This is a genomic window from Adlercreutzia mucosicola DSM 19490 (assembly GCF_000422625.1).
In the GTDB taxonomy this organism is placed as follows: Bacteria; Actinomycetota; Coriobacteriia; order Coriobacteriales; family Eggerthellaceae; genus Adlercreutzia; species Adlercreutzia mucosicola.
Genome location: NZ_AUGK01000011.1, coordinates 57,672 through 77,426 on the forward strand (window position 1 = coordinate 57,672; position 19,755 = coordinate 77,426).

General features: G+C 58.6%; 18 protein-coding genes and 2 tRNA genes. 1 reads left to right on the forward strand and 19 read right to left on the reverse strand.

The genetic code is table 11. The features are described from left to right. Window positions 1–68: 68 nt before the first annotated feature. From dprA to G503_RS0107495, 6 genes are all read right to left on the reverse strand, one after another. Complete coding sequence (dprA, locus tag G503_RS0107470) at window positions 69–1,019, reverse strand: DNA-processing protein DprA (RefSeq protein ID WP_028027090.1); 951 nt, start codon at window positions 1,017–1,019, stop codon at window positions 69–71. Between the two features lies 1 nt (window position 1,020). Then, window positions 1,021–2,523: a YifB family Mg chelatase-like AAA ATPase gene (locus G503_RS0107475; protein WP_028027091.1), complete on the reverse strand. Its 1,503-nt coding sequence runs from the start codon at window positions 2,521–2,523 to the stop codon at window positions 1,021–1,023. 4 nt (window positions 2,524–2,527) lie between these two features. Continuing rightward, complete coding sequence (locus tag G503_RS0107480) at window positions 2,528–3,061, reverse strand: YraN family protein (protein ID WP_084636397.1); 534 nt, start codon at window positions 3,059–3,061, stop codon at window positions 2,528–2,530. 182 nt (window positions 3,062–3,243) lie between these two features. After that, window positions 3,244–4,029 (reverse strand): ribonuclease HII, encoded by a 786-nt coding sequence (locus tag G503_RS0107485; RefSeq protein WP_028027093.1) that lies wholly within the window; start codon window positions 4,027–4,029, stop codon window positions 3,244–3,246. Between the two features lie 110 nt (window positions 4,030–4,139). Then, a complete protein-coding gene (rplS, locus tag G503_RS0107490; protein WP_028027094.1) occupies window positions 4,140–4,487 on the reverse strand; it encodes a 50S ribosomal protein L19 in 348 nt (115 codons plus the stop codon). Window positions 4,488–4,656: 169 nt separating this feature from the next. Further along, window positions 4,657–5,601, reverse strand: a complete 945-nt coding sequence (locus tag G503_RS0107495; protein WP_028027095.1) for an SPFH domain-containing protein — start codon at window positions 5,599–5,601, stop codon at window positions 4,657–4,659. An 80-nt stretch (window positions 5,602–5,681) separates the two neighbouring features. On the opposite strand from G503_RS0107495, the gene G503_RS16750 reads away from it, so the two are divergent. Then, the gene (locus G503_RS16750) at window positions 5,682–6,989 is read left to right on the forward strand and encodes an isochorismatase family protein (RefSeq protein WP_235715520.1); all 1,308 of its coding nucleotides are present in this window, start codon (window positions 5,682–5,684) and stop codon (window positions 6,987–6,989) included. Window positions 6,990–7,060: 71 nt separating this feature from the next. On the opposite strand, the gene G503_RS0107510 is transcribed toward G503_RS16750, so the two are convergent. From G503_RS0107510 to G503_RS0107565, 13 genes are all read right to left on the reverse strand, one after another. Continuing rightward, entirely contained in the window at window positions 7,061–7,999 is a 939-nt protein-coding gene (locus tag G503_RS0107510; protein WP_028027096.1) for a PLP-dependent cysteine synthase family protein, read from the reverse strand. Between the two features lie 398 nt (window positions 8,000–8,397). Then, a complete protein-coding gene (locus G503_RS16360) occupies window positions 8,398–10,197 on the reverse strand; it encodes a P-loop NTPase fold protein (protein ID WP_156891964.1) in 1,800 nt (599 codons plus the stop codon). A gap of 57 nt (window positions 10,198–10,254) precedes the next feature. Further along, window positions 10,255–13,359: a type I restriction endonuclease subunit R gene (locus G503_RS0107520; protein ID WP_202805171.1), complete on the reverse strand. Its 3,105-nt coding sequence runs from the start codon at window positions 13,357–13,359 to the stop codon at window positions 10,255–10,257. A gap of 2 nt (window positions 13,360–13,361) precedes the next feature. Next, window positions 13,362–13,952, reverse strand: a complete 591-nt coding sequence (locus tag G503_RS16020; protein WP_084636398.1) for a restriction endonuclease subunit S — start codon at window positions 13,950–13,952, stop codon at window positions 13,362–13,364. Further along, window positions 13,882–14,487 (reverse strand): restriction endonuclease subunit S, encoded by a 606-nt coding sequence (locus G503_RS14330; protein ID WP_051191042.1) that lies wholly within the window; start codon window positions 14,485–14,487, stop codon window positions 13,882–13,884. The genes G503_RS16020 and G503_RS14330 overlap by 71 nt, the downstream gene beginning before the upstream one ends. After that, complete coding sequence (locus tag G503_RS0107530) at window positions 14,484–16,070, reverse strand: type I restriction-modification system subunit M (protein WP_028027098.1); 1,587 nt, start codon at window positions 16,068–16,070, stop codon at window positions 14,484–14,486. The genes G503_RS14330 and G503_RS0107530 overlap by 4 nt, the downstream gene beginning before the upstream one ends. Before the next feature lies 1 nt (window position 16,071). Continuing rightward, entirely contained in the window at window positions 16,072–16,278 is a 207-nt protein-coding gene (locus G503_RS0107535) for a YlcI/YnfO family protein (protein WP_028027099.1), read from the reverse strand. 171 nt (window positions 16,279–16,449) lie between these two features. Beyond that, the gene (locus G503_RS0107540; protein ID WP_028027100.1) at window positions 16,450–16,740 is read right to left on the reverse strand and encodes a hypothetical protein; all 291 of its coding nucleotides are present in this window, start codon (window positions 16,738–16,740) and stop codon (window positions 16,450–16,452) included. A gap of 410 nt (window positions 16,741–17,150) precedes the next feature. Continuing rightward, window positions 17,151–17,555 (reverse strand): HI0074 family nucleotidyltransferase substrate-binding subunit, encoded by a 405-nt coding sequence (locus G503_RS0107545; protein ID WP_028027101.1) that lies wholly within the window; start codon window positions 17,553–17,555, stop codon window positions 17,151–17,153. After that, on the reverse strand, window positions 17,536–17,835 hold the full coding sequence (locus G503_RS0107550; RefSeq protein WP_028027102.1) for a nucleotidyltransferase family protein: 300 nt from the start codon (window positions 17,833–17,835) through the stop codon (window positions 17,536–17,538). The genes G503_RS0107545 and G503_RS0107550 overlap by 20 nt, the downstream gene beginning before the upstream one ends. Window positions 17,836–17,886: 51 nt before the next feature. Continuing rightward, window positions 17,887–17,963 (reverse strand) — tRNA-Asp (locus G503_RS0107555). A gap of 23 nt (window positions 17,964–17,986) precedes the next feature. Beyond that, window positions 17,987–18,063: transfer RNA gene (locus G503_RS0107560), tRNA-Asp, on the reverse strand. 127 nt (window positions 18,064–18,190) lie between these two features. Next, window positions 18,191–19,753, reverse strand: a complete 1,563-nt coding sequence (locus tag G503_RS0107565; protein ID WP_028027103.1) for a hydantoinase/oxoprolinase N-terminal domain-containing protein — start codon at window positions 19,751–19,753, stop codon at window positions 18,191–18,193. Window positions 19,754–19,755: the final 2 nt, after the last annotated feature.

Here is a 19,755-nt window from a genome sequence, read left to right on the forward strand (position 1 = left end):
ACCAAATAACGGCACCGAGATGCCGGTCATTTGGGGCGGAGCGCCCCAGGGCGCGGAAATCGCACGACTCATCGACGCCCCCGTCCCGCCCCCACGCGCGGCCCGTAGCGGCCATCCGGGTACTGGGCGATCAGCCCATCGCGCTGGGCCGTGGCCAGCCACACCACGAGCCAGGTGAGCGCGTCGCCCCGCGGGTGATGGCTCTGGGCGAGGCTGCGCAGCGCCTCCATGCCGAGGGGCTCGGCGCGCAGGGCGTCGAGCAGCGCCTCCTCAGCCGTGGGCGTCCCCCCAGGCGCGGCTGCCCCGTCCGCTGCGGGAGGCGTCGGTTCCTTCAAACAGCCGTAGGCGGAGAACAGGGCGTCAGCAAAGGACTCGTCGTCGATGATGGGCAGCGCGCCCTGGTACAGCAGCCGGTTGGCGCCCCGCGAGTTCTCGGACGTGATGGCCCCCGGCACCACCCACACCTCGCGGCCGGCGGCCAGGGCCTCGTCGGCCGTGGAGAAGGTGCCCGAGGGAAGCCCCGCCTCCACGATGAGCGTGGCGCGGGCCAGCCCCGCTATGAGCCGGTTGCGCTCGCGAAACGTATAGGGCAGGGGCATGAAGTCCCAAGGCTGCTCGGACACCACGGCACCGCCGCCATCGACGATGCGCTGGAAGAGCCCGGCATTCTCGGCGGGATAAAGCTGGTTGCAGCCGCCCCCGAGGAAGGCCACTGTGGGGCAGCCCGCGGCCAGGGCGGCCTCGTGGGCCACGGCATCGCAGCCCCGCGCTCCACCGGACACGATGACGATGCCCCGCTCGGCCGCCATCGAGGCGAAGCGCTTCGCCGCCGAGCGCCCATAGGGCGTCGCTCGGCGCGCGCCCACCACAGCCAGCCCCGGGCGCAGGGCATCGGACGCACCCACGCCGTACAGGTGCTCGGGCGGTTTGGGAATGGCCCGCAGCAAGGCGGGGAACTGGTCGTCCTGCGGGGTCAACTCGAAGCGCTCCCCCGTCAGCTTCAGCGTCTTCACGGGCATCTCAGCATCCTCCTATTCCATCGCGGACGCGATAGCTCACCGCCTCGGCGAGGTGATCGCAGTCCACCGTCTCCGATTCGTCCATGTCGGCAATGGTGCGCGCTACCCCCACCACGCGGGCGATGGCCCGGCCGCTCATGGCATGCAGCTCGGCCACCGACACGAGGAACGCCTGGGCCTCGTCGGTCACTCGATGCCGCTCGGCAAGGCTCCCCTCGCTCCCGGACGTCTTCCGACGGCGCCGTCGAGCGAAGGCCCGGGCGCGCATCACCCCTTCTCGCAAGGTTGCCGAGTCGGCCCCCTTCTGGGAGGACAGCACCTCGGCCGGCGGCGTACGGCGCACGTCCAGGTGCAAGTCGATGCGGTCAATGAGCGGGCCGCCTATGCGGTTCTGGTAGGTGCGGATCTGCGGGACCGTGCAGGTACAGTCGTGATCGGGGTCGCCGTAGTAGCCGCAGGGACAGGGATTGGCCGCCGCGACCAGCATGAAGCGCGCGGGAAAGACCACGTTCCCGTCGGCCCGCGTCAGCGTGACCGTTCCCGACTCCAGCGGTTGGCGAATGCCCTGCAGCACCGACGATCGGAACTCCGGGAGCTCATCTAAGAAGAGGACGCCCTGGTGGGCCAGGGATATCTCCCCCGGGCGGATGGGACTGCCTCCGCCCACAAGGCCAGCGAGCGACGCGCTGTGATGGGGGCTGCGGAAAGGCCGCACACCCGCGATGACCGATTCGATAGACTCGCCGGCCACCGAGTGCACCACCGCCGCCTCCAGCGCCTCGTCGGCCGACAGGGGCGGCAAGATAGAGGGCATCCGCGAGGCGAGCATGGTCTTGCCCGAGCCGGGCGGCCCCATCATGAGCAGTCCATGGCCTCCGGCCGCGGCCACCTGGAAGGCGCGCTTGGCCACGTCATGGCCCGACACCTCGCCGTAGTCGGGGCCACCCGCGCGAGAGCTGACGCGCCGCGGGCAGTGGCGCTCCTCGAGACAGGCCGCCGCACCACCCTCGCGGCTCGCAGCCTCGATATGGTCCATGGCGAATACGCGCAGATCACTCAGGGGAAGCGGATCGCCCTCGGCGGCGCACACGAAATCGAGACCGAGGGAACGGGCGCAGATAGCGCAGGCCAGAGTGCCGCGCACGGCGCGGACCCGGCCGTCCAGGGCCAGCTCGCCCACATAGAGCGTATCGCGCACCCAAGCCGGATCAATCTGCTGGCTGGCTGCCAGAATGCCCAGGGCGATGGGCAGATCGAAGCCCGATCCCGTCTTCTTCAAACTGCTGGGGGCCAAATTGACCACGATCTTCTCGTCGGGCATGGTGAATCCCCCGGCCCGCAGGGCCGCCCGCACGCGCTCGCGGGCCTCTTGGATAGCCGCATCGGGCATCCCCACGATGGAGATGCCGGGCAGGCCGCCCGACACCACCACCTCGACCGTCACAGGAACCACGTCCACACCGCGCACTGTCGCGCTCATCACCGCGCACTGTCCGAACTTCATGGCGCTAGTTCCCCGTGAACGCGGCGATGTGGTGGCGGATGAAGGCGCGGTCCTCCGGCAGCACCACGATGGACACGATGTCGAAGCGCACCGTCGTCTCGCCGGGAACATGGTCCTGGAGATAGGCCAGGGCGACGCGCTCGTACCGCTCGCGCTTGGATGCGCTCACCGCCTCGGCGGGAAAGCCCTTCTGGTTCCCGCGCCTCGTCTTGACCTCGATAAAGGCCAGTATCCCGCCGCGTACGGCGATGATATCGGCCTCTCCGGCGAAGCAAGTCCAGTTGCGCTCCAGAATGGTATAGCCCCGCTGTTCGAGAAAGTGGGCCGCCGCCTCCTCGCCGCGAGCTCCCAAGGCCCGATTCCGCTTCCCTTGGCCCTCGCGCCGCCCTCCGCCGGACCGACGGCCGCGCCGCCGATCCCCGCCGGGCTTCCGATCGCCCGAGGCCGCCTTGCGCTTGGGCTTGGGCTTCTTCTCGGCCACGGCCGAGCCGCCGCCCTTCGGCGCCGCGCCCTTGTCTGTTTGATTGCGCTCGTCCATCACCGCTGCTCCTTTCTTCGGATAGGAGCAGCCTACACGGCCGCAACCGCAGTATCGTCTCGGGAATGACCGCCCAAGCGCCGTCCCCGCCTCGCCCGAAAGTCGCCGCGCAACCGTCGCAGAACCGTACCATCGCACCCCCGAAAGCCGTCCGTCGGCCGTCGGCGCGCCGCACTATCCCGCTAGAACAGGCTTTCCTGCGTGAATGTCGTGCAAAAGCTGCGACGATGGATGGGCGTGAGCCCCAGGGTGCGGATGGCCTCGCCATGGCCCTCCGAGCCGTAGCCCTTGTTCGAGGCGAACCCGTAACCGGGGTACTGGGCGTCGTATTCTTCCATCAAGTGGTCGCGAGCCACCTTGGCCACGATCGATGCCGCAGCGATGGAGGCGCACTTCCCATCGCCCTTCACCACGTTCACCTCCCGCGGGTCAAGACGCAGCGGGTTGCCGTCCAGCAGCACCACGTCCACCGCGACCCCCGCTTCCTCGATGGCGCGTATGGCCCGCCCGAACGCCGAGCGCAGCGCCGCCGTCATGCCCACGCGATCGATCTCGTCGGCCTCCACGTACTGCACCGTCCAGGCCCGGGCGCTCACGCGCACCGTTTCCGCGATCTGCTCGCGCACCTCGGGCGCCACCTGCTTCGAGTCGTTCAGCCCCGCGATGGGCTCCTCGCCCAGCACCACGCCGCCCACGGCCAAGGGACCGGCCAAGGGCCCGCGCCCCACCTCGTCCAGACCGAGCACCACCTGCCCGCCTCGCTCGGCGGCCAGGGCCTGCTCGAAGGCGTACATGGCCGCCAGTCGAGCGGCCTCGGCCGCCTCGGCCTCGAGGCGGCGGCGCGCCACTTCCACGGCCTGGCGCACACCCTTGCGCGTGTCGGCCACCAGCGAGCGCTCCAGCACGGCGAACTCATCGGCCGTGGCCGCTTGCAGCTTGCATCGAATTTCAGGGACCGTCAGGTCAATCACCGCGCTCTCCTCTCGCCCTTGACGGCGGCGCCCCGCCATCCAGGCCAGGGCGCATTCAAGAAAAAGGGCCCCCGAAGGAGCCCTTTGCAATACATGGAAGATAAGGCCTAGCGGAACGCCTTCTCCTTGATCTTGGCGGCCTTGCCCACCTTGTTGCGCAGGTAGTACAGCTTGGCGCGACGCACGTCGCCGCGACGAGTCACCTCGATCTTCTCGATCTTCGGGGAATGCACCGGGAAGGTACGCTCGACGCCGATGGAGAAGCTGATCTTGCGCACGGTGAAGGTCTCGCGGACCGACGCGCCCTGGCGGCGGATGACGTCGCCCTGGAACACCTGGATACGCTCACGGTTACCCTCGGTGATGCGGTAGTGGACCTTAACGTTGTCGCCCACGTTGAACTCGGGGAGGTCCTGCTTGATCTGCTGCTGTTCGATAGCGCGAATGATATCCATTGCCATTTCCTACTCTATACTTCCAGTGGTCTTGCGATTCATCTTGTTATGGACGCGATTTGACAGTATATCGCCCCGACCGTCCCCGCGCAAGGAAAAATTCCGCTCCGCTCCGTGAAAATTCACGAGAGCGACCGGAAACCCCCGCGCGCCGTGCGGACCATACCGTTTAGGCGCGCTCGGCCGCCGTTTCCTCCACGATGACGAACTCGTCGTCGCCTTCCGTCTCCTGGGCCACGAGCATCTGCTCGAACATGGATGCGGTCTGGGAGAAGTCGCTCGGCAGCACCACGGTGGACTGGCGGCCGTTGCGGGCGAACTCGCTCATCATGTCGGTCCACTGGGTGAAGATGAACAGCTGGTTGGCCTCGGCCGCCGACACGCCCGAGCTCTTGATGACCGCGAGCGATTCGGAGATGCCGTCGGCGATGGCCTTGCGCTGGGCGGCGATGCCGCGGCCGGCCTGCTCCATGGCCTCGGCGCGGGCCCGGGCCTCGGTGACCACCTTGATGCGCTCGGCCTCGGCCAGCGACTGGGCCGCCTCCTTCTCGCGCTGGGCGGAGTTGATGCGGTTCATGGACTGCTCCACGTCGGCGGGCAGATCAATGGCGGTGATCAGCGTGCTCACCACGTCGTAACCGTAGGCCACCATGAGCCCCGACACCGTCTGGTTCACATCGGTGGCGATGGAGTCCTTCTTGTCGAACACCTCGTCGAGGGTGTACTGCGGCACGCTGGAGCGCAAAGCGTCGATGAGGTAGGAGCGCATCTGGGCCGTGGGGTTGGCCAGCATGTAGTAGCTGCGCCACACGCCCGAGGGCTGTCCCTGGGCGGCCGGCTGGGCGCTCACGCGGTACTGGGCGGCGATGGCCATGGTCACCGTCACGTTGTCGCGGGTCTTCGCGTCGATGGTGAACTGCTCCTGGCGCGTGCGCATGTCCACCTTGGCGGCGATGGTCTCGAAGAACGGGATCTTGATGTTCAGGCCCGCGCCCACGGTGCGGTTGAACTTGCCGAGCCGCTCGATGATGTAGACGTTCTGCTGCGGCACGATGAAGAAGATCTGCGGCGCCAGCAGCACGAGCAGCACGATGACGATGCCGAGGACGATCATGGGGATTCCCTTTCTCTCAGTTGCGCGGTGAGGATATTGGTGGCAGTATACCACTGCGAGTATCAGGAGAAGGAGTTCCCATGACCGACGCCGCCCGCACCGCGCTGATCCTCATCGACATGCAGCTGGGATTCATCGACCCCGCCTCGCCTCTGTGCATAGCCGGTGCCGCCGCCACGGTCTCCGCCTGCGAGCGCGCGCTTGCCGCCGCACGGAACCACGGGCTGGCCGTCTACCATGTGCGCCGGGAGTACGCCGCCGACGGCAGCGACGTGGAAGCGGTGCGCCACAGGGTGCGGGCGGAAGGCGGCCGACCGCTGTCGGCCGCGTGGCCCGAGAGCCTCGCCTGCCCGCCGGAGCTGGCGCCGCGCGAGGGCGAGCCCGTCATCGTGAAGCCGAGCTGGTCGGCCTTCTTCGGCACCGATCTGCACGAGCGCTTGCAGGCGCGTGGCATCGGCACCATCGTGCTCGCGGGCACCACGACGCCCAACTGCGTGCGCTCGACGGCCTACGACGGGATGGCGCTCGGCTACAACGTGGCCGTGCTCGCCGACGCCACCTCGTCGCGCACACCGGAGGTGCAGCAGGCGAACCTGGAAGATATGGCCTACGTCGGGGTGCAGATTCTGACCGCCGACGAACTGGCAGCCACGGGAACGGCGAGCCTTGAGGACATCGAAGGCACCGCAAGCGCCTCTTCCCCCGCCCGGCAGACCGCGACCGCGGCCGGCGTTGCGTCCGAAGGCGCAGCCGAGTCCCGCGAGGCCCTCCCCTCCTTCCCCGCCACACCGACCCCCGAGCTCGCCTCCGTCGAGACCGTGTCCACGGGATGGATCAACAAGTACCACCTGCACTACACCATGCCCGACGGGCGCCCCTACGCCTACGAGGGCGTCTCGCGCAAGGGGCCCGAGGCCTATCGCGCGGCGCTCGACGCTCTCGGTGTCGGCGAGCCTCCCACGCCCGACGCCGTCTGCATCGTGCCGATCCTGGCCGACGGCTCGGTACTTCTGGAACGCGAGTTCCGCTATCCGCTGAACAGCTGGTGCATCTCGCTTCCCGCGGGATTGGTGGATGCCGGCGAATCGCTGGAGGAGGCCGTGGCCCGCGAGCTCTACGAGGAGACCGGCTACCGCCTGCGCGGTGACGTGGACGCGCCAGTGTGCCCGCTTCCCCAGCCGGGATTCTCGTCCACCGGTCTCGCCGAGGAGAATGTGCATGTCGTATTCGCCCAGGTGGAACCGGGCGGAGCAGCCTCGCCCGAAGCCGCCGAGCTCATCGAGCCCTTCGTGCTCCCCCGCCACCAGATCCGCGCCTTCCTGGACGCCAACACCACCCCCATCGGCACCCGCTGCCAACTCATCTTAGAGCTGCTGGCCCGCGCCTGACCCCCCTCTCGTCAAGAGGCCCGGGCATTTACGCGCCCAGGCCCCCAATGCGCTGAACCGTAGGAAATAGGCTATCCCGCGAACAGCGGGGTGCAGAAGTAGCGCTCGCCGGTATCGGGAGCCAGCGTGACCACCGTCTTGTCCGGACCAAGCTGGGCCGCCAGGCGCAGAGCCGCCGCCACATTGGTACCCGAGGAGATGCCGCAGAACAGGCCCTCTTCCCGGGCGAGGCGCCGAGCACACTCCAAAGCCTCATCGTCGGTCACCACGACAATCTCGTCGATAAGCGACGTGTCCATGATGGCGGGCATTATGCCGTCGCCGATGCCCATCTGCACGTGGATGCCGATGGCCCCGCCCGACAGCAGCGCCGCATGCTCGGGCTCGGCCGCCCAGATCTGCACCTCGGGGAACGCGCGGCGCAGCTCGCCGCCCACACCCGTGATGGTGCCGCCTGTGCCGAAGCCGGAGCAAAAGCCGTCCACTGCGATGCCTGCAGCCTGCACATCGGCCAGAATCTCCGCGGCCGCGCCCTGAACATGGGCCACCAAGTTATCGCGGTTCTCGATCTGCTGGGGCACGAACACGCGCGGATCGTCGGCGGCCATGGAGGCAGCAAGAGCGATGCATTCCTGAATGCAGGCGCCGATACCGCCCGCATCGTGCACGAGCACCACCTCGGCCCCGTAGTGTTCCATGATGCGACGGCGCTCCTCGGAACACGAGTCCGGCATGATGATGCGGGCCGCATAGCCCTTCACCGCCGCCACGAGCGCAAGGCCCACACCCTGGTTGCCGCTCGTCGGCTCCACGATAATGGAATCGGGCGCGAGCTCGCCACGCTCCTCGGCGCGCTCGATCATCTTCAGCGCCGTGCGCGTCTTCACCGACCCGCCCACATTCACGCCCTCGAACTTCACGAGCACCTGGGCATCCTCGGGCCCGGTCATGCGCTGCAGGCGCACCAGCGGCATCCCGCCCACCGCTTCCAGAACGTTCTCGCAGATCATCGCTTCCCCTTACCTTCGGGGTCATCATCTCTCGAAGCGCATTCTAGCAAACAAAATTCACCGCCCCAGACGAAACGGCGCCTTGGCCCAAAATGGCGGGATGGGCGAGATGCGCCCCGCAGCCCCGGCCTCATCGCGTTCAACGAGCACCTGAGCTTCACGCCTCGATACATCAGCGATCTGATACGACTCAGCGTCAACTCTTGATGACACTGATACCATTTATGACAAGGAACTCCCAAGAAAAAATTGCCGGAGGGTAAGCCCCCGGCGCTTGGAGGCAGCCTATTCAGCCATCATGATGTTTATAATATGGACTGACCAATCTTTCAAGCACGAAAGCCAAGTCCAAATGCACTCCAAGTTTAAGCAATTGCATCATGCACTATGCGTTTACTCTACTCAGACGTGACTGCATTGCTGCGAAGATATCCATGTAATTGTCCGATCAGATAATTACGCATCTTTGAATCTACATCGACTTGCGAAAGGATTTCTGCGAGCTCTTTGTTCCACTGTTTCACTTGTTCTCTGCTCCCGGCTTCTGCCTGAATGCCTTCATTGTTCATTCGAACGATAGCATTCAAGAGCTCTTGAATTGAACCAACATTGGCGACCTTAATAACCTCCCCGAATTCGTCAGGGCTAATTGTCGTAAGTCCAATCGGATCCGAACCAAACCAAACATTAGCATTTTGCGCTATTCGTAGACCAGCTTCCTCGTTAGTTTCGTCTACTCCGGCCATCATGCGTGAATATGCTTCATTCTTAAATTGCTGAAGGGCCGCTTCGCGCAAGCTATCTATCTCATCAAGCCGATTGACGTCATTGACATGGCTTACTTGCCAATCAACTCGATCTTCGTTTATAGCACTTCTTGAGAAAGAGCTATTTTTCATTAATAGGCGTTCAGATACCCGAACAGCATGCTCATAATCTGTCAGCGATGCAATTCCGATTACTCTCAAGAAATTAATCACGTGTAAAACGCTAGGGATATTTGAGATATCCATTTCTTCAGAATCAAGCGCATCGAGAATCGTCTTTAGATGTTGTTCGCCATCTTCATCCTCGAATGCACGGCCGCGAATCGAATTGATTGCAGCTAGAGCCACCTGCTCTTTTTGAGATTGGGGGTGATACTTTTCAGCAAATCGAACAAGGTTCTTGTTTAATCCATCAATACTAGGTTTTACGCCTTCGGCAAAGAATAGTTTGAAGCATTTTAAGGTGTTAAGCTTTGATTGATGCCGTTCGGATTCTTCCTCTGCGAGCCAATTAGCGTCATCTTCCGACTTTTTATTTTCGCCATCTGACGCTCGTAAGGCTATATACAGGACATCCTTCAAGGTATCGATTTGTATTGCGGTGTCTATCTCGTTGTCTTTGAAAAAGTCGCACTGTGCCATCAATTCAAGCATAGGTTTGATACGAATCAAACGTCTTGCGTTGCATTTTCCAGTAAGGCTTTGGGCTGAAATGATTTGTTCCTCAATTTTTAGACCTTGAGGAAATACCTTGATTTCTTCTGAAAGAATACGGTCAACTAACTCAGCAGAGTCTGGCTTAAACTCAAGCCTATCCCAAACCAATTTTTCCATGATATCTGCAGGTATCGCATCCCTACTATTCGCAATAAGCAAAACCTTATGACCATGCTCTTCCACCAATCGGCACAAAGCGGAAAACAGAGCGTCATCAAATTCTTCATAGTCTGCATCTGGATCGTTGTTGTGCGATAAGGAAAAAGCCCTGCGCTCCAAGTCATCAATGATAATGAGGGTTCTTTTCGGAAGCATTAAAGAGAGAAAAGCGCTATCGCTTAACGACGGTAAAGCTCCTGATGCTTTACCTACTTTCTTCGCTAGTTTCTTCAAGAAACCCAGACCGGATTTCCTTGCCTCGTTTAGAAGCTTTCTCTTTTTGGAGTTATCTGGCAGTTCTTCGATACTCGCCAACTCATTGATATAGGCAGACGCTATTCGCTCCATTAACTCATCAGGATCAGTAAAGCCTGCGGCAGTCGTATAAATCACCGCTATCGAATCTTCGCGTCCTTCGAGATAAGTCTTAAGATCATTGCGCACGAAGAAGCTTTTTCCTGAGCCCCATTCTCCATAGAGAACCATTGCATGATGGGACTTACCTGACTCAAGATATTCGTCTATATGGTTTTTAATCTCATCGGCGTTTGCCATATGTCTAATTCTCCAAATAATGTGTTGAGAGTTCGTTCTACAACGCTCTTCGCAAGATTAACTCAGCCCTTTGAACCGCTCTAAGAATGCCTTAAGCCGAGCAATAACGCGATTCTTAAGATCAGAGTATTGCCCATCAGGCGCGAAACGGCTTGGCTTGTAGTTCATGAGATTCGTGATGTTCGTTCCGCTTGCCTCGATCTCGCCATCGGCGAAGGCCCTCCTAACGAAGGCTTCGGTAGCGACCTCATCCAAGTTTTCTTCCTCAACGATTGCAGAGAGCTCACGTTTCTTCGCTTCAGCGATATAACGTTCCCAGTCAGCTGTCACATCATCGCTTGATTCCAAACCATCTATGAAAGCATCGATAAGATCCTTCTTGTTGCGAAGCTCGTAGCTCGACTTAATGGCACGCTCGATATCTGCGATAAGAACCTTATTCTGACAGTGACCATCATGGTACTTCTGTACAAGCATCAAAATGTAGTCGATGTTAACATCCACCTGCTTGAGCAGCTCGATCTCGAACACCAGGTCATCGTTGATGATGGTGGATTCTTCTCCCTGCGGACGCCACTTATTGTGCAGATCCTGATAGATGCTCCTGTAATCCTGCTCATCACGTGGTGATAGCGTATCGTCAGCAGCGAAGTCGTCGAACGAGGTAAGAATGTTTCTCAGGCGCAGAATCACGCCGAACAAGCGGATGAAATCCTTTTCGGCTTGCTCGCCCAAAATCACCTCGCCAAGCGGGAAATTCTCGTATAGCTGCACAAGCCGCTCTTGGTATTCAGCAAGATACTCGCCGTAGGGCTTCAGCAAGACGATACCCCCGGCGTCCTTGTCGCCGAACAAGCTTATGGCATGATTCACGTTGTCTTCAAGGTTCCTGAAGCAGACTATGTTGCCGTAGGTCTTCACCGAGTTGAGGATACGATTCGTGCGGCTGAACGCCTGGATCAACCCGTGGTCTTTGAGATCCTTGTCCACCCAAAGTGTGTTGAGCGTGGTGGCATCAAAGCCCGTCAGGAACATGTTCACCACGATGACCATATCCAGCTCGCGGTTCTTCAAGCGCTCTGAGACATCCTTATAGTAGTTCTGAAAGCCAAGTGAAGAGGTATCGAAGCTCGTCGAGAACATCTCGTTGTAATCATCGATAGCTGCATCCAAGAAGTCGCGGCTCGGCGTATCAAGGCTTTCCATATCGAAACTCTCATCAGGCAAGCCGGTGCCATCATCAGATTCATTGGGTCCAAAGCTATAGATAAGCGCGATCTTGAGCTTCTCGCCGCCGCGCTCCTCTTGCAATCGCTTGAAGGCTGAGTAATAGACCTTTGCCATGGGAATGGAAGCGGTGGCAAAAATGGAGTTGAAGCCCATCACGCGCTGGTCTTTGAGAAGATAGTTTCTATCGCGCTTCGTCTTCTGCGCGTAATGGTCCAGGATGTAGTTGACGATCAGGCCTACGCGCTCGGCCGCTTGATAGGCTCCTTGCCGATGAATGTCGTAGACCTTCTCGTCCGGGTACTCGTCACGCTTCTTGATAGTCTTGATGTAATCGATGCGGAAGGGCAGCACGTTCTCATCGCGAATAGCATCTACGATGGTGTAGGTATGCAGCTTGTCGCCAAATGCTTGTTCTGTAGTGCGTAGCCGGGGATTGCCGCCCGAGCGCGCGTTCTCGGCGAAGATGGGCGTTCCCGTGAAGCCGAACAGATGATAATTCTTGAAATGCTTGGTGATGTCCTTGTGCATGTCGCCGAACTGGCTTCTGTGGCACTCGTCGAAGATGATGGTGCAATGCCGGTCGTAGACCTCATGCTTCTTATTCTTCTTGATGAAGTTCGAGAGCTTTTGGATGGTGGTAACCAGAATGCGACAGTTGGGGTCGGCGAGCTGGCGTGTCAAAACGGCAGTGGATTCGCTTCCGTCAACCGCTCCTTTCTCAAACCGGTCATACTCCTTCATGGTCTGGTAGTCCAGATCCTTTCGGTCGACTACGAACATCACCTTGTCGATGCCGTCCATGGCGCTCGCTAGTTGCGCCGTCTTGAAGCTTGTGAGCGTCTTGCCTGACCCCGTCGTATGCCAGATATATCCTCCGGCTTTCAAGGTGCCGAGCATCTTCTTGTCGTTTTCACTTACCAAGATCCTGTTGAGGATGCGCTCGGTGGCCACGATTTGATAAGGACGCATGACCAGCAAGTGCTCGTCAACGTCGAACACACAGTACTTCGTCAGGATGCTCAAAAGCGCATGCTTAGCGAAAAAGGTCGAAGTAAACGGCACCAAGTCGTATATAGGCACATTGTCTGCCGCAGCCCACCAGCTGGTGAACTTGAAGCTGTTGGAGGTCTTCTTGCCCTTGCGCTTGGAACCCTTAGCCTCCTCGATGGCGGAAAAGCGTGTGGTGTTAGAGTAGTACTTCGTATGCGTGCCATTGCTAATGACGAATAGCTGCACATATTCAAAAAGACCTGAGGCCGACCAGAAGCTGTCTCGTTGATAGCGCTCGATTTGGTTGAAGGCCTCTTCAATCGCGATGCCGCGACGCTTGAGCTCGACATGCACGAGAGGGAGTCCATTGACGAGAATGGTTACATCATAACGATTCTCATGGTTGCCCGTTTGGGTGTATTGGTTCATCACCTGAAGGCGATTATTGTAGACGTTTCGCTTATCCAGAAGCTGGATGTTTTTGACCGTTCCATCATCGCGACGCAGTGGGTACACGTGATCTTGCTGGATGCGACGCGTCTTCTCGACGATTCCCTCGTTATCGGAAGCTATCCACCCATTGAACATTCGCTCCCATTCCTTATCTGAGAACGTGACCTTGTTGAGCAGCTCAAGCTGCTTGCGTAGGTTCGCGATCAGCTCTTCTTCTGAGTTAACAGCGAGATACCCATATCCCTGGCTGCGCAGCTGCTTGATGAACGCATCTTCCAGCCGGGCTTCACTTTGGTAGGAGGAAGAACGCTTGGTGTCCTTCGGCGCGCTGGAACATACGGTTGATTGGCCTCCGAATGCCATCACATCGAAAGTGACATCACCTGATAGATTGTCTACGAGCGACTCTTCGGGAATCTCTATCGATGTCGAAACAACCGCGTATTCTACCCCGCTCCCACTTTCATCGTGTTCAATCTTTTCGGTCATATCTATGCAGCCTTTTCTTTAAAGGTGAGCAGCTTATCGCGATAGTACTCGTACTGCTTCCTACGAGCTTCGATCTCAGCTGGTAAGCCTTGGGAGATGTTATTTACGAGCGTGTCGAACTTGTCGAGAATGGATACGATATGTTCTTGTTCTTCGAGAGAAGGAACAGGGATTTGTACCCGTTTGAGCCTTTTTACAGAAAGCCCTGGTTGCGCTCCCGATGTTTTGTATTGGGAAAGATCGGCAAATGCTAAAGCATGATAAAGATATCTCAAGTTCATTTCACCTTTAGGCCTTATCACAACAGCGTGTTCAGTCGCATAGAACGGCGCAACCGCAAACTGCACATTTCCACATAAAGCACCTTGACGACCGACCAGAACAGCATCAGTCTCTTGATTTGCATTCGAAACATATCCTCTTATTCCATTACCGCCATAGCACGATACAGCTTGCGTCTCTGTTAATAGGTCAGAGATATTGCCTGCAGAAATACTGGCTCCAGCTTTCATGAAGAGGACATCACCTAATGGCATCAGAGGCACCCCCCCCCCGCGAACTAAAATCGAGGAGTTTGTCGCGATAGTAGGCATATTGCGCCTTCCGCGCCTCCAGCTCTGCCTCCAGCTCCGCCTCTAGCTCCGCGAAGGAGTCTAGCACGCGCACGATTTCTTCCTGGATTTCCATGGGTGGGACAGGGATTCTAAACTGGGAATACATTCCTATCCAGTGACGCTTATGATCTTCGGGTTCGTAATTAATGCACTGCATGGCATAAAAGGCATATCTTAAATTGATAGAGTCTTCGCGTTCAGCAGCAGTAAGCATTTTCATTGCAGAAGACTTAGCTTTAAACGGAAAATCTACCCATTTAAATGCCGTCGTAAAGTCATCAAATATAATCACAGGGCAATCTTCACTTGCTTGATATATACCTTCAACTTCGTCGGTATAACCAAGAATGAACGTTTGGCCTGCTGTAAGAACAGGAGTTTGAAAGAGATCATTGTAGCTTGTGCTACTTACTAAATACTTAGTTGGCTGTTCATATTTTATGTATTCGCCAAGTGCCTTATATTCCACCCCATCAGGGCAAAGGCACTTAATCATCTCATCGATCTTGTTCATTGAAGCTCGCCTTCCAGGTCTGCCACAATCGCATCAATCTTGCTTCGCAATTCATTTTCTCGTGCCACGATCTGTGCAATCTCAGCATTCAATGCAACGATGTCTATCTCCTCGCGCTCGTCCTTCTTATCCACGTAGGAACTAACGGATAGGTTCGCATCATTGTTGAGAACATCGTCGCTGGAGACGAGCTTGGAGAAATGTTCCTCCTCGCTTCGATGCAACACCGTGTCAACGATACGATCGATATTATCGGGCATGAGCTTGTTCTTGGAGTCGGATCGCTTGAACTCCTCGCTCGCATCGATGAACAAGATGTCGCTCGTCACCTTATTCTTCTTCAGAACCAGAATGCAAGTAGCTATGGTCACGCCAAAGAACAAATCAGCTGGCAGCTGGATGACCGCATCAACGAAGTTGTTCTTGATAAGATACTCGCGGACCTTCTTCTCAGTTCCCCCGCGATAGAGCACGCCAGGGAACTCGACGATGGCAGCCGTACCATCGGTTGAAAGCCAGCTGAGCATGTGCATGGTAAAGGCAAGGTCGGCCTTGCTAACGGGTGCAAGAACCCCAGCAGGGCTAAAGCGCGGATCGTTGATGTTAAGTGGATTATTTTTGCCCTCCCATTTGGTGGAATAGGGAGGATTCGACACGATCGCATCAAAGGGCTCGTCATCCCAATGCTTGGGGTCAGTCAAAGTATCAGCATAGGCGATATTAAATCGATTGAAGCTAATGTCATGCAGGAACATGTTTATGCGAGCCAGGTTGTAGGTGGTCAGGTTCTTCTCCTGGCCATAGAAGCCATTTTTCACGTTGTCCTTGCCGAGGATCTTCGCGAATTTCAGCAACAAACCACCTGATCCGCAGCAAGGGTCATACACCTTGTTGACTGAGTCCTTATCAGCGATGACTATGCGAGCAAGCAACTCGCCGACCTCTTGCGGCGTGAAGAACTCGCCACCCGACTTGCCTCCGTTGGAAGCATACATGGTCATGAGGAATTCGTAGGCGTCGCCGAAGGCATCAATGGTGTTGTCCTGAAACGCGCCGCCAAAATCGAGACTACCAACCTTCTCGATGAGTTTTCTAAGCTTCTTATTGCGTTCGATGACCGAACCGCCGAGCTTTGCGGAATTCACATCCATGTCGTCAAAAAGGCCTTTGAGATCATCTTCGCTCTCCGTGCCGACGGCTGAGCCTTCGATATTCTTAAATACTCGCTCAAGCAGCTCGTTAAGATCCTTACCATTTTCGGTATTGCTCATGCCATCTTTGTCGACCGTATCAAGGATATTGCAGAAGAGCTCGCTTGGCAGAATGAAGAAGCCCTTCTCGTCGACCGTCGCTTTGCGGCCATATTCCGCCTGCTCGTCGGACATCTGCGAGTAGTCGAAATCGGGATCATTCTCCAGCTCGGCAAGATAGCTGCTCAGGTTCTCGCTAATGAAGCGATAGAAGAGGGTGTTCAGGACATACTGCTTGAAGTCCCAGCCATCGATGCTGCCGCGCATATCTTCTGCAATAGCCCATATCGTTTTATGAAGTTCAGCCCTTTGCCGCTCTTTGGTGGATGCCATGCTACTTTTCTTCCTTTACGAGCTCGTCAATCATGCACATGCGCGCAAAGGCACTAAAGCTCAAACCTTTGAGATTGGCAGCTTCGACAACAGCCTCTCTCAAATTACTTGGTATACGAATTGTAATGGCCGTCTGTTCGCCATCGACCAAATACTCGTGTTGCTTGGTTTTATTCGCTCCTGAATCAACAAGCTCAGTAAACTTCATGGTTCCTCCCAGAAGATTCGTTTTGCAATACAAACGATTATAAGCAAAAGATTGCTTGCCCGTTGTTGTCACGAGACATAAGCGGTTCCGGCACGGCCCGAATCGACTTTTTGGTTTCCGTCGATAGATATCAAGATAGAAATTCCGACCTTCCACAATCGCCTCTGAGTCTTACTTAAGTTTTGAGAGCCCTTTGTTCACCTCATCGATGCTTCCCGTTGTCCTTTCTATCAGTTTTAGCATTTCAGCACCCAACCCTGCAGCATGCCTAATCTTGTAAGCGATGATACTGGGCGCATGAGTGGCGTGGCTGAGCAGGATGCTTTGCTTTCGCATACGATAACCCATGATCCCCTGAGCTCGTGGATCGATAATGACGAACGAATCAGGGCCATCGCCAACTTTGCAGTCAATGGGCAGCCGCGCGAGTGGCTCGATGCAGTCACGGGTATTGAGCTCCATTGCAGCCGTTTCCGATTTCAACTTCTGAAAGTCCGACTAGTCGAGAGGCCATATGATTGCATGAGCCTTCTCGCCCGTCGTTTTCTCCTTATTTTGCGAAGGACCCCACCGAGAACGAAGCCGAAAGCACTCACCGGCGGCAACCCACAGCCGTTACCTCGCCGATGTGACCACCTTGTCTAAGAGGACGATTCGCTTGACATCCATGCTGCCAAACAGCCGTCATCTCTTACCCCCATCAGGAGACTGCTGTATGTAAATCGCGCTGGCGAGGTTATCAAAATCAAGTAGCTGTACTACCATACGTGCAAGCAAAGCGCCCGATTGGTGAGCATTTCACATATATCTGGCGCTTTGCTATTGCCAGAGCGTCCGATCGGTGGACATTTATAGCGAAACCCGTCACTCGGCTAGAACGTCTCAAGCAGCTCGGCTGGGTAGAGACGTTCGAGGTTGGCGAGCAGATCGTCGAAGACGGCAATGTATGAGCCGATGATATCGTCCACGAGGCGCCGTGCGAGCGCCGCGTCGTAGACATGCTCGGCCGCGTTGCGGTCGTCGAGCATGCGCAGCCAGATACCCTCGCCGATAAAGTCGTACGCATCATAGGCCGCCTTGATGATCCCCCGCGGAGACCCCGTGGCTGCATCCAGCCTACCCTCGTACTCGAGAGTCTTGCGCAGCAGCTTCCAGGAAAGCTCGAATTGCATCGCAAACTTATCGATGATGCCGCTGAGGACGAACTCGTTTTGCAGATCCTGCTCGGGAGCTTGCCGCAGCACGCTCAAGTTCGCCTTATAGTTCGCATACTTCATAGAGAACGACTCCCTCCTGCGCGATGCGGTTCCGCAGCCCCTCGCTCACCTCTTGGGACATGTCGATGAAATCGAAGGTCAGCAAGGTCGGACAGCCTTCTTCCAAGAGCCCGACGTAGCGATCGAAAGATGCGCCGTACACAGCGAGATCGATATCGCTCTTCTCGGAGAAGCGGCCGCATGCGCGAGAGCCGAAGAGGACGACCTTCGCAAGTCCGCACTCCCTCGCCTGCTCGACGATGAATGCGGTCACTTCTTCTCTCAAGCCGTATGCGTCCATGCTTATCCTTAGCAAAAAAGGCCAGTATCGCTACTGGCCTTTCAGTTCAAATGGCGGGATGTACGAGACTCGAACTCGCGACCTCCGACGTGACAGGCCGGCGCTCTAACCAACTGAGCTAACACCCCGTGGTGTCGCGCTTGAGAAAAAATGGCGGGATGTACGAGACTCGAACTCGCGACCTCCGACGTGACAGGCCGGCGCTCTAACCAACTGAGCTAACACCCCGTCTCAAGCAGCCCGTATAGTATACGCGCAACGATCATTGTGCGCAAGTCCAAATTCAAGAAATTTTTCCCGAATCCGAACTCGGGCGGAACGAGGGCGCCGAGCGTCCCGCCCCGCCTTACCTTCCTTAGGCCAAATCGCCCGCAGCGCGGGCCTTGACGCGATTGGTGTGACCCGGGTAATAGGCCAGGGGCACATCCTCCACGTCCACCACGGCCACGGTCTCGGGCACCGCTCCGGCGGCCACGGCGGCCTCGATGGCGGCAGCGCGGGCAGCGGCGAGGGCCTCGTCGCGGGGCACGGCATCGTAGTCCACCAGCTCCTCGTAGGTGCCGCTCACCTTCGACAGGGCCGAGCCGATGGCATTGGCGCAGCCGGCGTGCTCGGGAGCGAGCACCTGGCGGGTGCCGGCCAGATCCTGGGGCAGCACGATGGCACCGCCACCCACGAGTACCACGTCGATGGGATCGCTCGATACCTTCATCACGTCGATGGCATCCTCCACCATGGCGCGGATGGTCTCCATGGCGGCCTCGGCATGAGCCAGGGGCAGCCCGGCCACAAGCGACGCATCACCCACCTCGGCCATCCCCAGGCGCACCGCCACGTCGGTGGCCGTGCACGTATCGCCGCCGAACACGAGCGCCCGCTCGGCGATCCGATAACCCACCGAATCGGGGCCCACCGTGGCGCTCACGGTGCCGTCGGCGCTCTCGCTCACGCGCACCACCGAACCGCCGCCGAGCCCGATGGACAGCACGTCGGGCATGCGGAAGTTCGTGCGCACGCCGCCGATGTTCACCGCCACCCCGCTCTCGCGCGGAAAACCGTTCGACAGGATGCCCAAATCGGTGGTGGTGCCGCCCACGTCGATGACGATGGCGTCGTCCACCCCGGTCAGGTAGCTCGCCCCGCGGATGGAATTGGTGGGCCCGCAGGCGATGGTGAGGATGGGATAGCGCCGCGCGTGCTCCATGGTCATGAGGGTGCCGTCGTTCTGGGACAGGTACACCTCGGCCTCGGTGATGCCCTTGGCGGCCAGGCTCTCGGCGAAGCCCTCGGTAAACCGACGCGACACCTCGTTCAACGCCGCGTTCAGAATCGTCGCGTTCTCGCGCTCCACCAGGCCCATGGAACCTATCTCGCTGGACACCGAAAGGTGCACCTTATCGCCCAACACCTCGCGGGCCACCTCGGCGGCGCGACGCTCGTCATCATCGCGCACCGTGGAGAACACGCAGGACAGGGCCACGGCGTCCACCTTGCCGCGCACTCCCTCGAAGAAGGCCCGGCAGGCCCCCTCGTCGAAGGCGGCCAGGCGACGGCCGTCGTACTCGAAGCCGCCCTCGATGATGGCCGAGCCCCGGCTCACCGCGGCCAGGTCGTCGGCCCAGTCCACCATGGGCGGGATGCCCACCGAGGCCGGCGCGCCCACGCGTAGCACGGCCACACTCGCCAGGTTGCGGCGCTCCACGATGGCGTTGGTGCACTGGGTGGTGCCGAGCATGGCCCGGCCGATGAGGGCGCGGTCGGCCCCGCTGGCCTCCAGCACCGCATCCACCGCGTCCATGATGCCCGTGTAGATATCGTCGGATGTGGGCCGCTTCACCGCGGCCACCACCGCATCCTGCTCGTCGATGAGCACGGCGTCGGTGTTGGTGCCGCCCACGTCGATGCCGAGTTTGTACATGG

What these genes read in the sequence shown, in the direction of transcription:
- dprA (WP_028027090.1), bottom strand. Translation starts at nt 1,019, where the DNA reads ATGCCCGTGAAGACGCTGAAGCTGACGGGGGAGCGCTTCGAGTTGACC.
- G503_RS0107475 (WP_028027091.1), bottom strand. Translation starts at nt 2,523, where the DNA reads ATGAAGTTCGGACAGTGCGCGGTGATGAGCGCGACAGTGCGCGGTGTG.
- G503_RS0107480 (WP_084636397.1), bottom strand. Translation starts at nt 3,061, where the DNA reads ATGGACGAGCGCAATCAAACAGACAAGGGCGCGGCGCCGAAGGGCGGC.
- rplS (WP_028027094.1), bottom strand. Translation starts at nt 4,487, where the DNA reads ATGGATATCATTCGCGCTATCGAACAGCAGCAGATCAAGCAGGACCTC.
- G503_RS0107495 (WP_028027095.1), bottom strand. Translation starts at nt 5,601, where the DNA reads ATGATCGTCCTCGGCATCGTCATCGTGCTGCTCGTGCTGCTGGCGCCG.
- G503_RS16750 (WP_235715520.1), top strand. Translation starts at nt 5,682, where the DNA reads ATGACCGACGCCGCCCGCACCGCGCTGATCCTCATCGACATGCAGCTG.
- G503_RS0107510 (WP_028027096.1), bottom strand. Translation starts at nt 7,999, where the DNA reads ATGATCTGCGAGAACGTTCTGGAAGCGGTGGGCGGGATGCCGCTGGTG.
- G503_RS16360 (WP_156891964.1), bottom strand. Translation starts at nt 10,197, where the DNA reads ATGGCAAACGCCGATGAGATTAAAAACCATATAGACGAATATCTTGAG.
- G503_RS0107520 (WP_202805171.1), bottom strand. Translation starts at nt 13,359, where the DNA reads ATGACCGAAAAGATTGAACACGATGAAAGTGGGAGCGGGGTAGAATAC.
- G503_RS16020 (WP_084636398.1), bottom strand. Translation starts at nt 13,952, where the DNA reads ATGCCTACTATCGCGACAAACTCCTCGATTTTAGTTCGCGGGGGGGGG.
- G503_RS14330 (WP_051191042.1), bottom strand. Translation starts at nt 14,487, where the DNA reads ATGAACAAGATCGATGAGATGATTAAGTGCCTTTGCCCTGATGGGGTG.
- G503_RS0107530 (WP_028027098.1), bottom strand. Translation starts at nt 16,070, where the DNA reads ATGGCATCCACCAAAGAGCGGCAAAGGGCTGAACTTCATAAAACGATA.
- G503_RS0107535 (WP_028027099.1), bottom strand. Translation starts at nt 16,278, where the DNA reads ATGAAGTTTACTGAGCTTGTTGATTCAGGAGCGAATAAAACCAAGCAA.
- G503_RS0107540 (WP_028027100.1), bottom strand. Translation starts at nt 16,740, where the DNA reads ATGGAGCTCAATACCCGTGACTGCATCGAGCCACTCGCGCGGCTGCCC.
- G503_RS0107545 (WP_028027101.1), bottom strand. Translation starts at nt 17,555, where the DNA reads ATGAAGTATGCGAACTATAAGGCGAACTTGAGCGTGCTGCGGCAAGCT.
- G503_RS0107550 (WP_028027102.1), bottom strand. Translation starts at nt 17,835, where the DNA reads ATGGACGCATACGGCTTGAGAGAAGAAGTGACCGCATTCATCGTCGAG.
- G503_RS0107565 (WP_028027103.1), bottom strand. Translation starts at nt 19,753, where the DNA reads ATGTACAAACTCGGCATCGACGTGGGCGGCACCAACACCGACGCCGTG.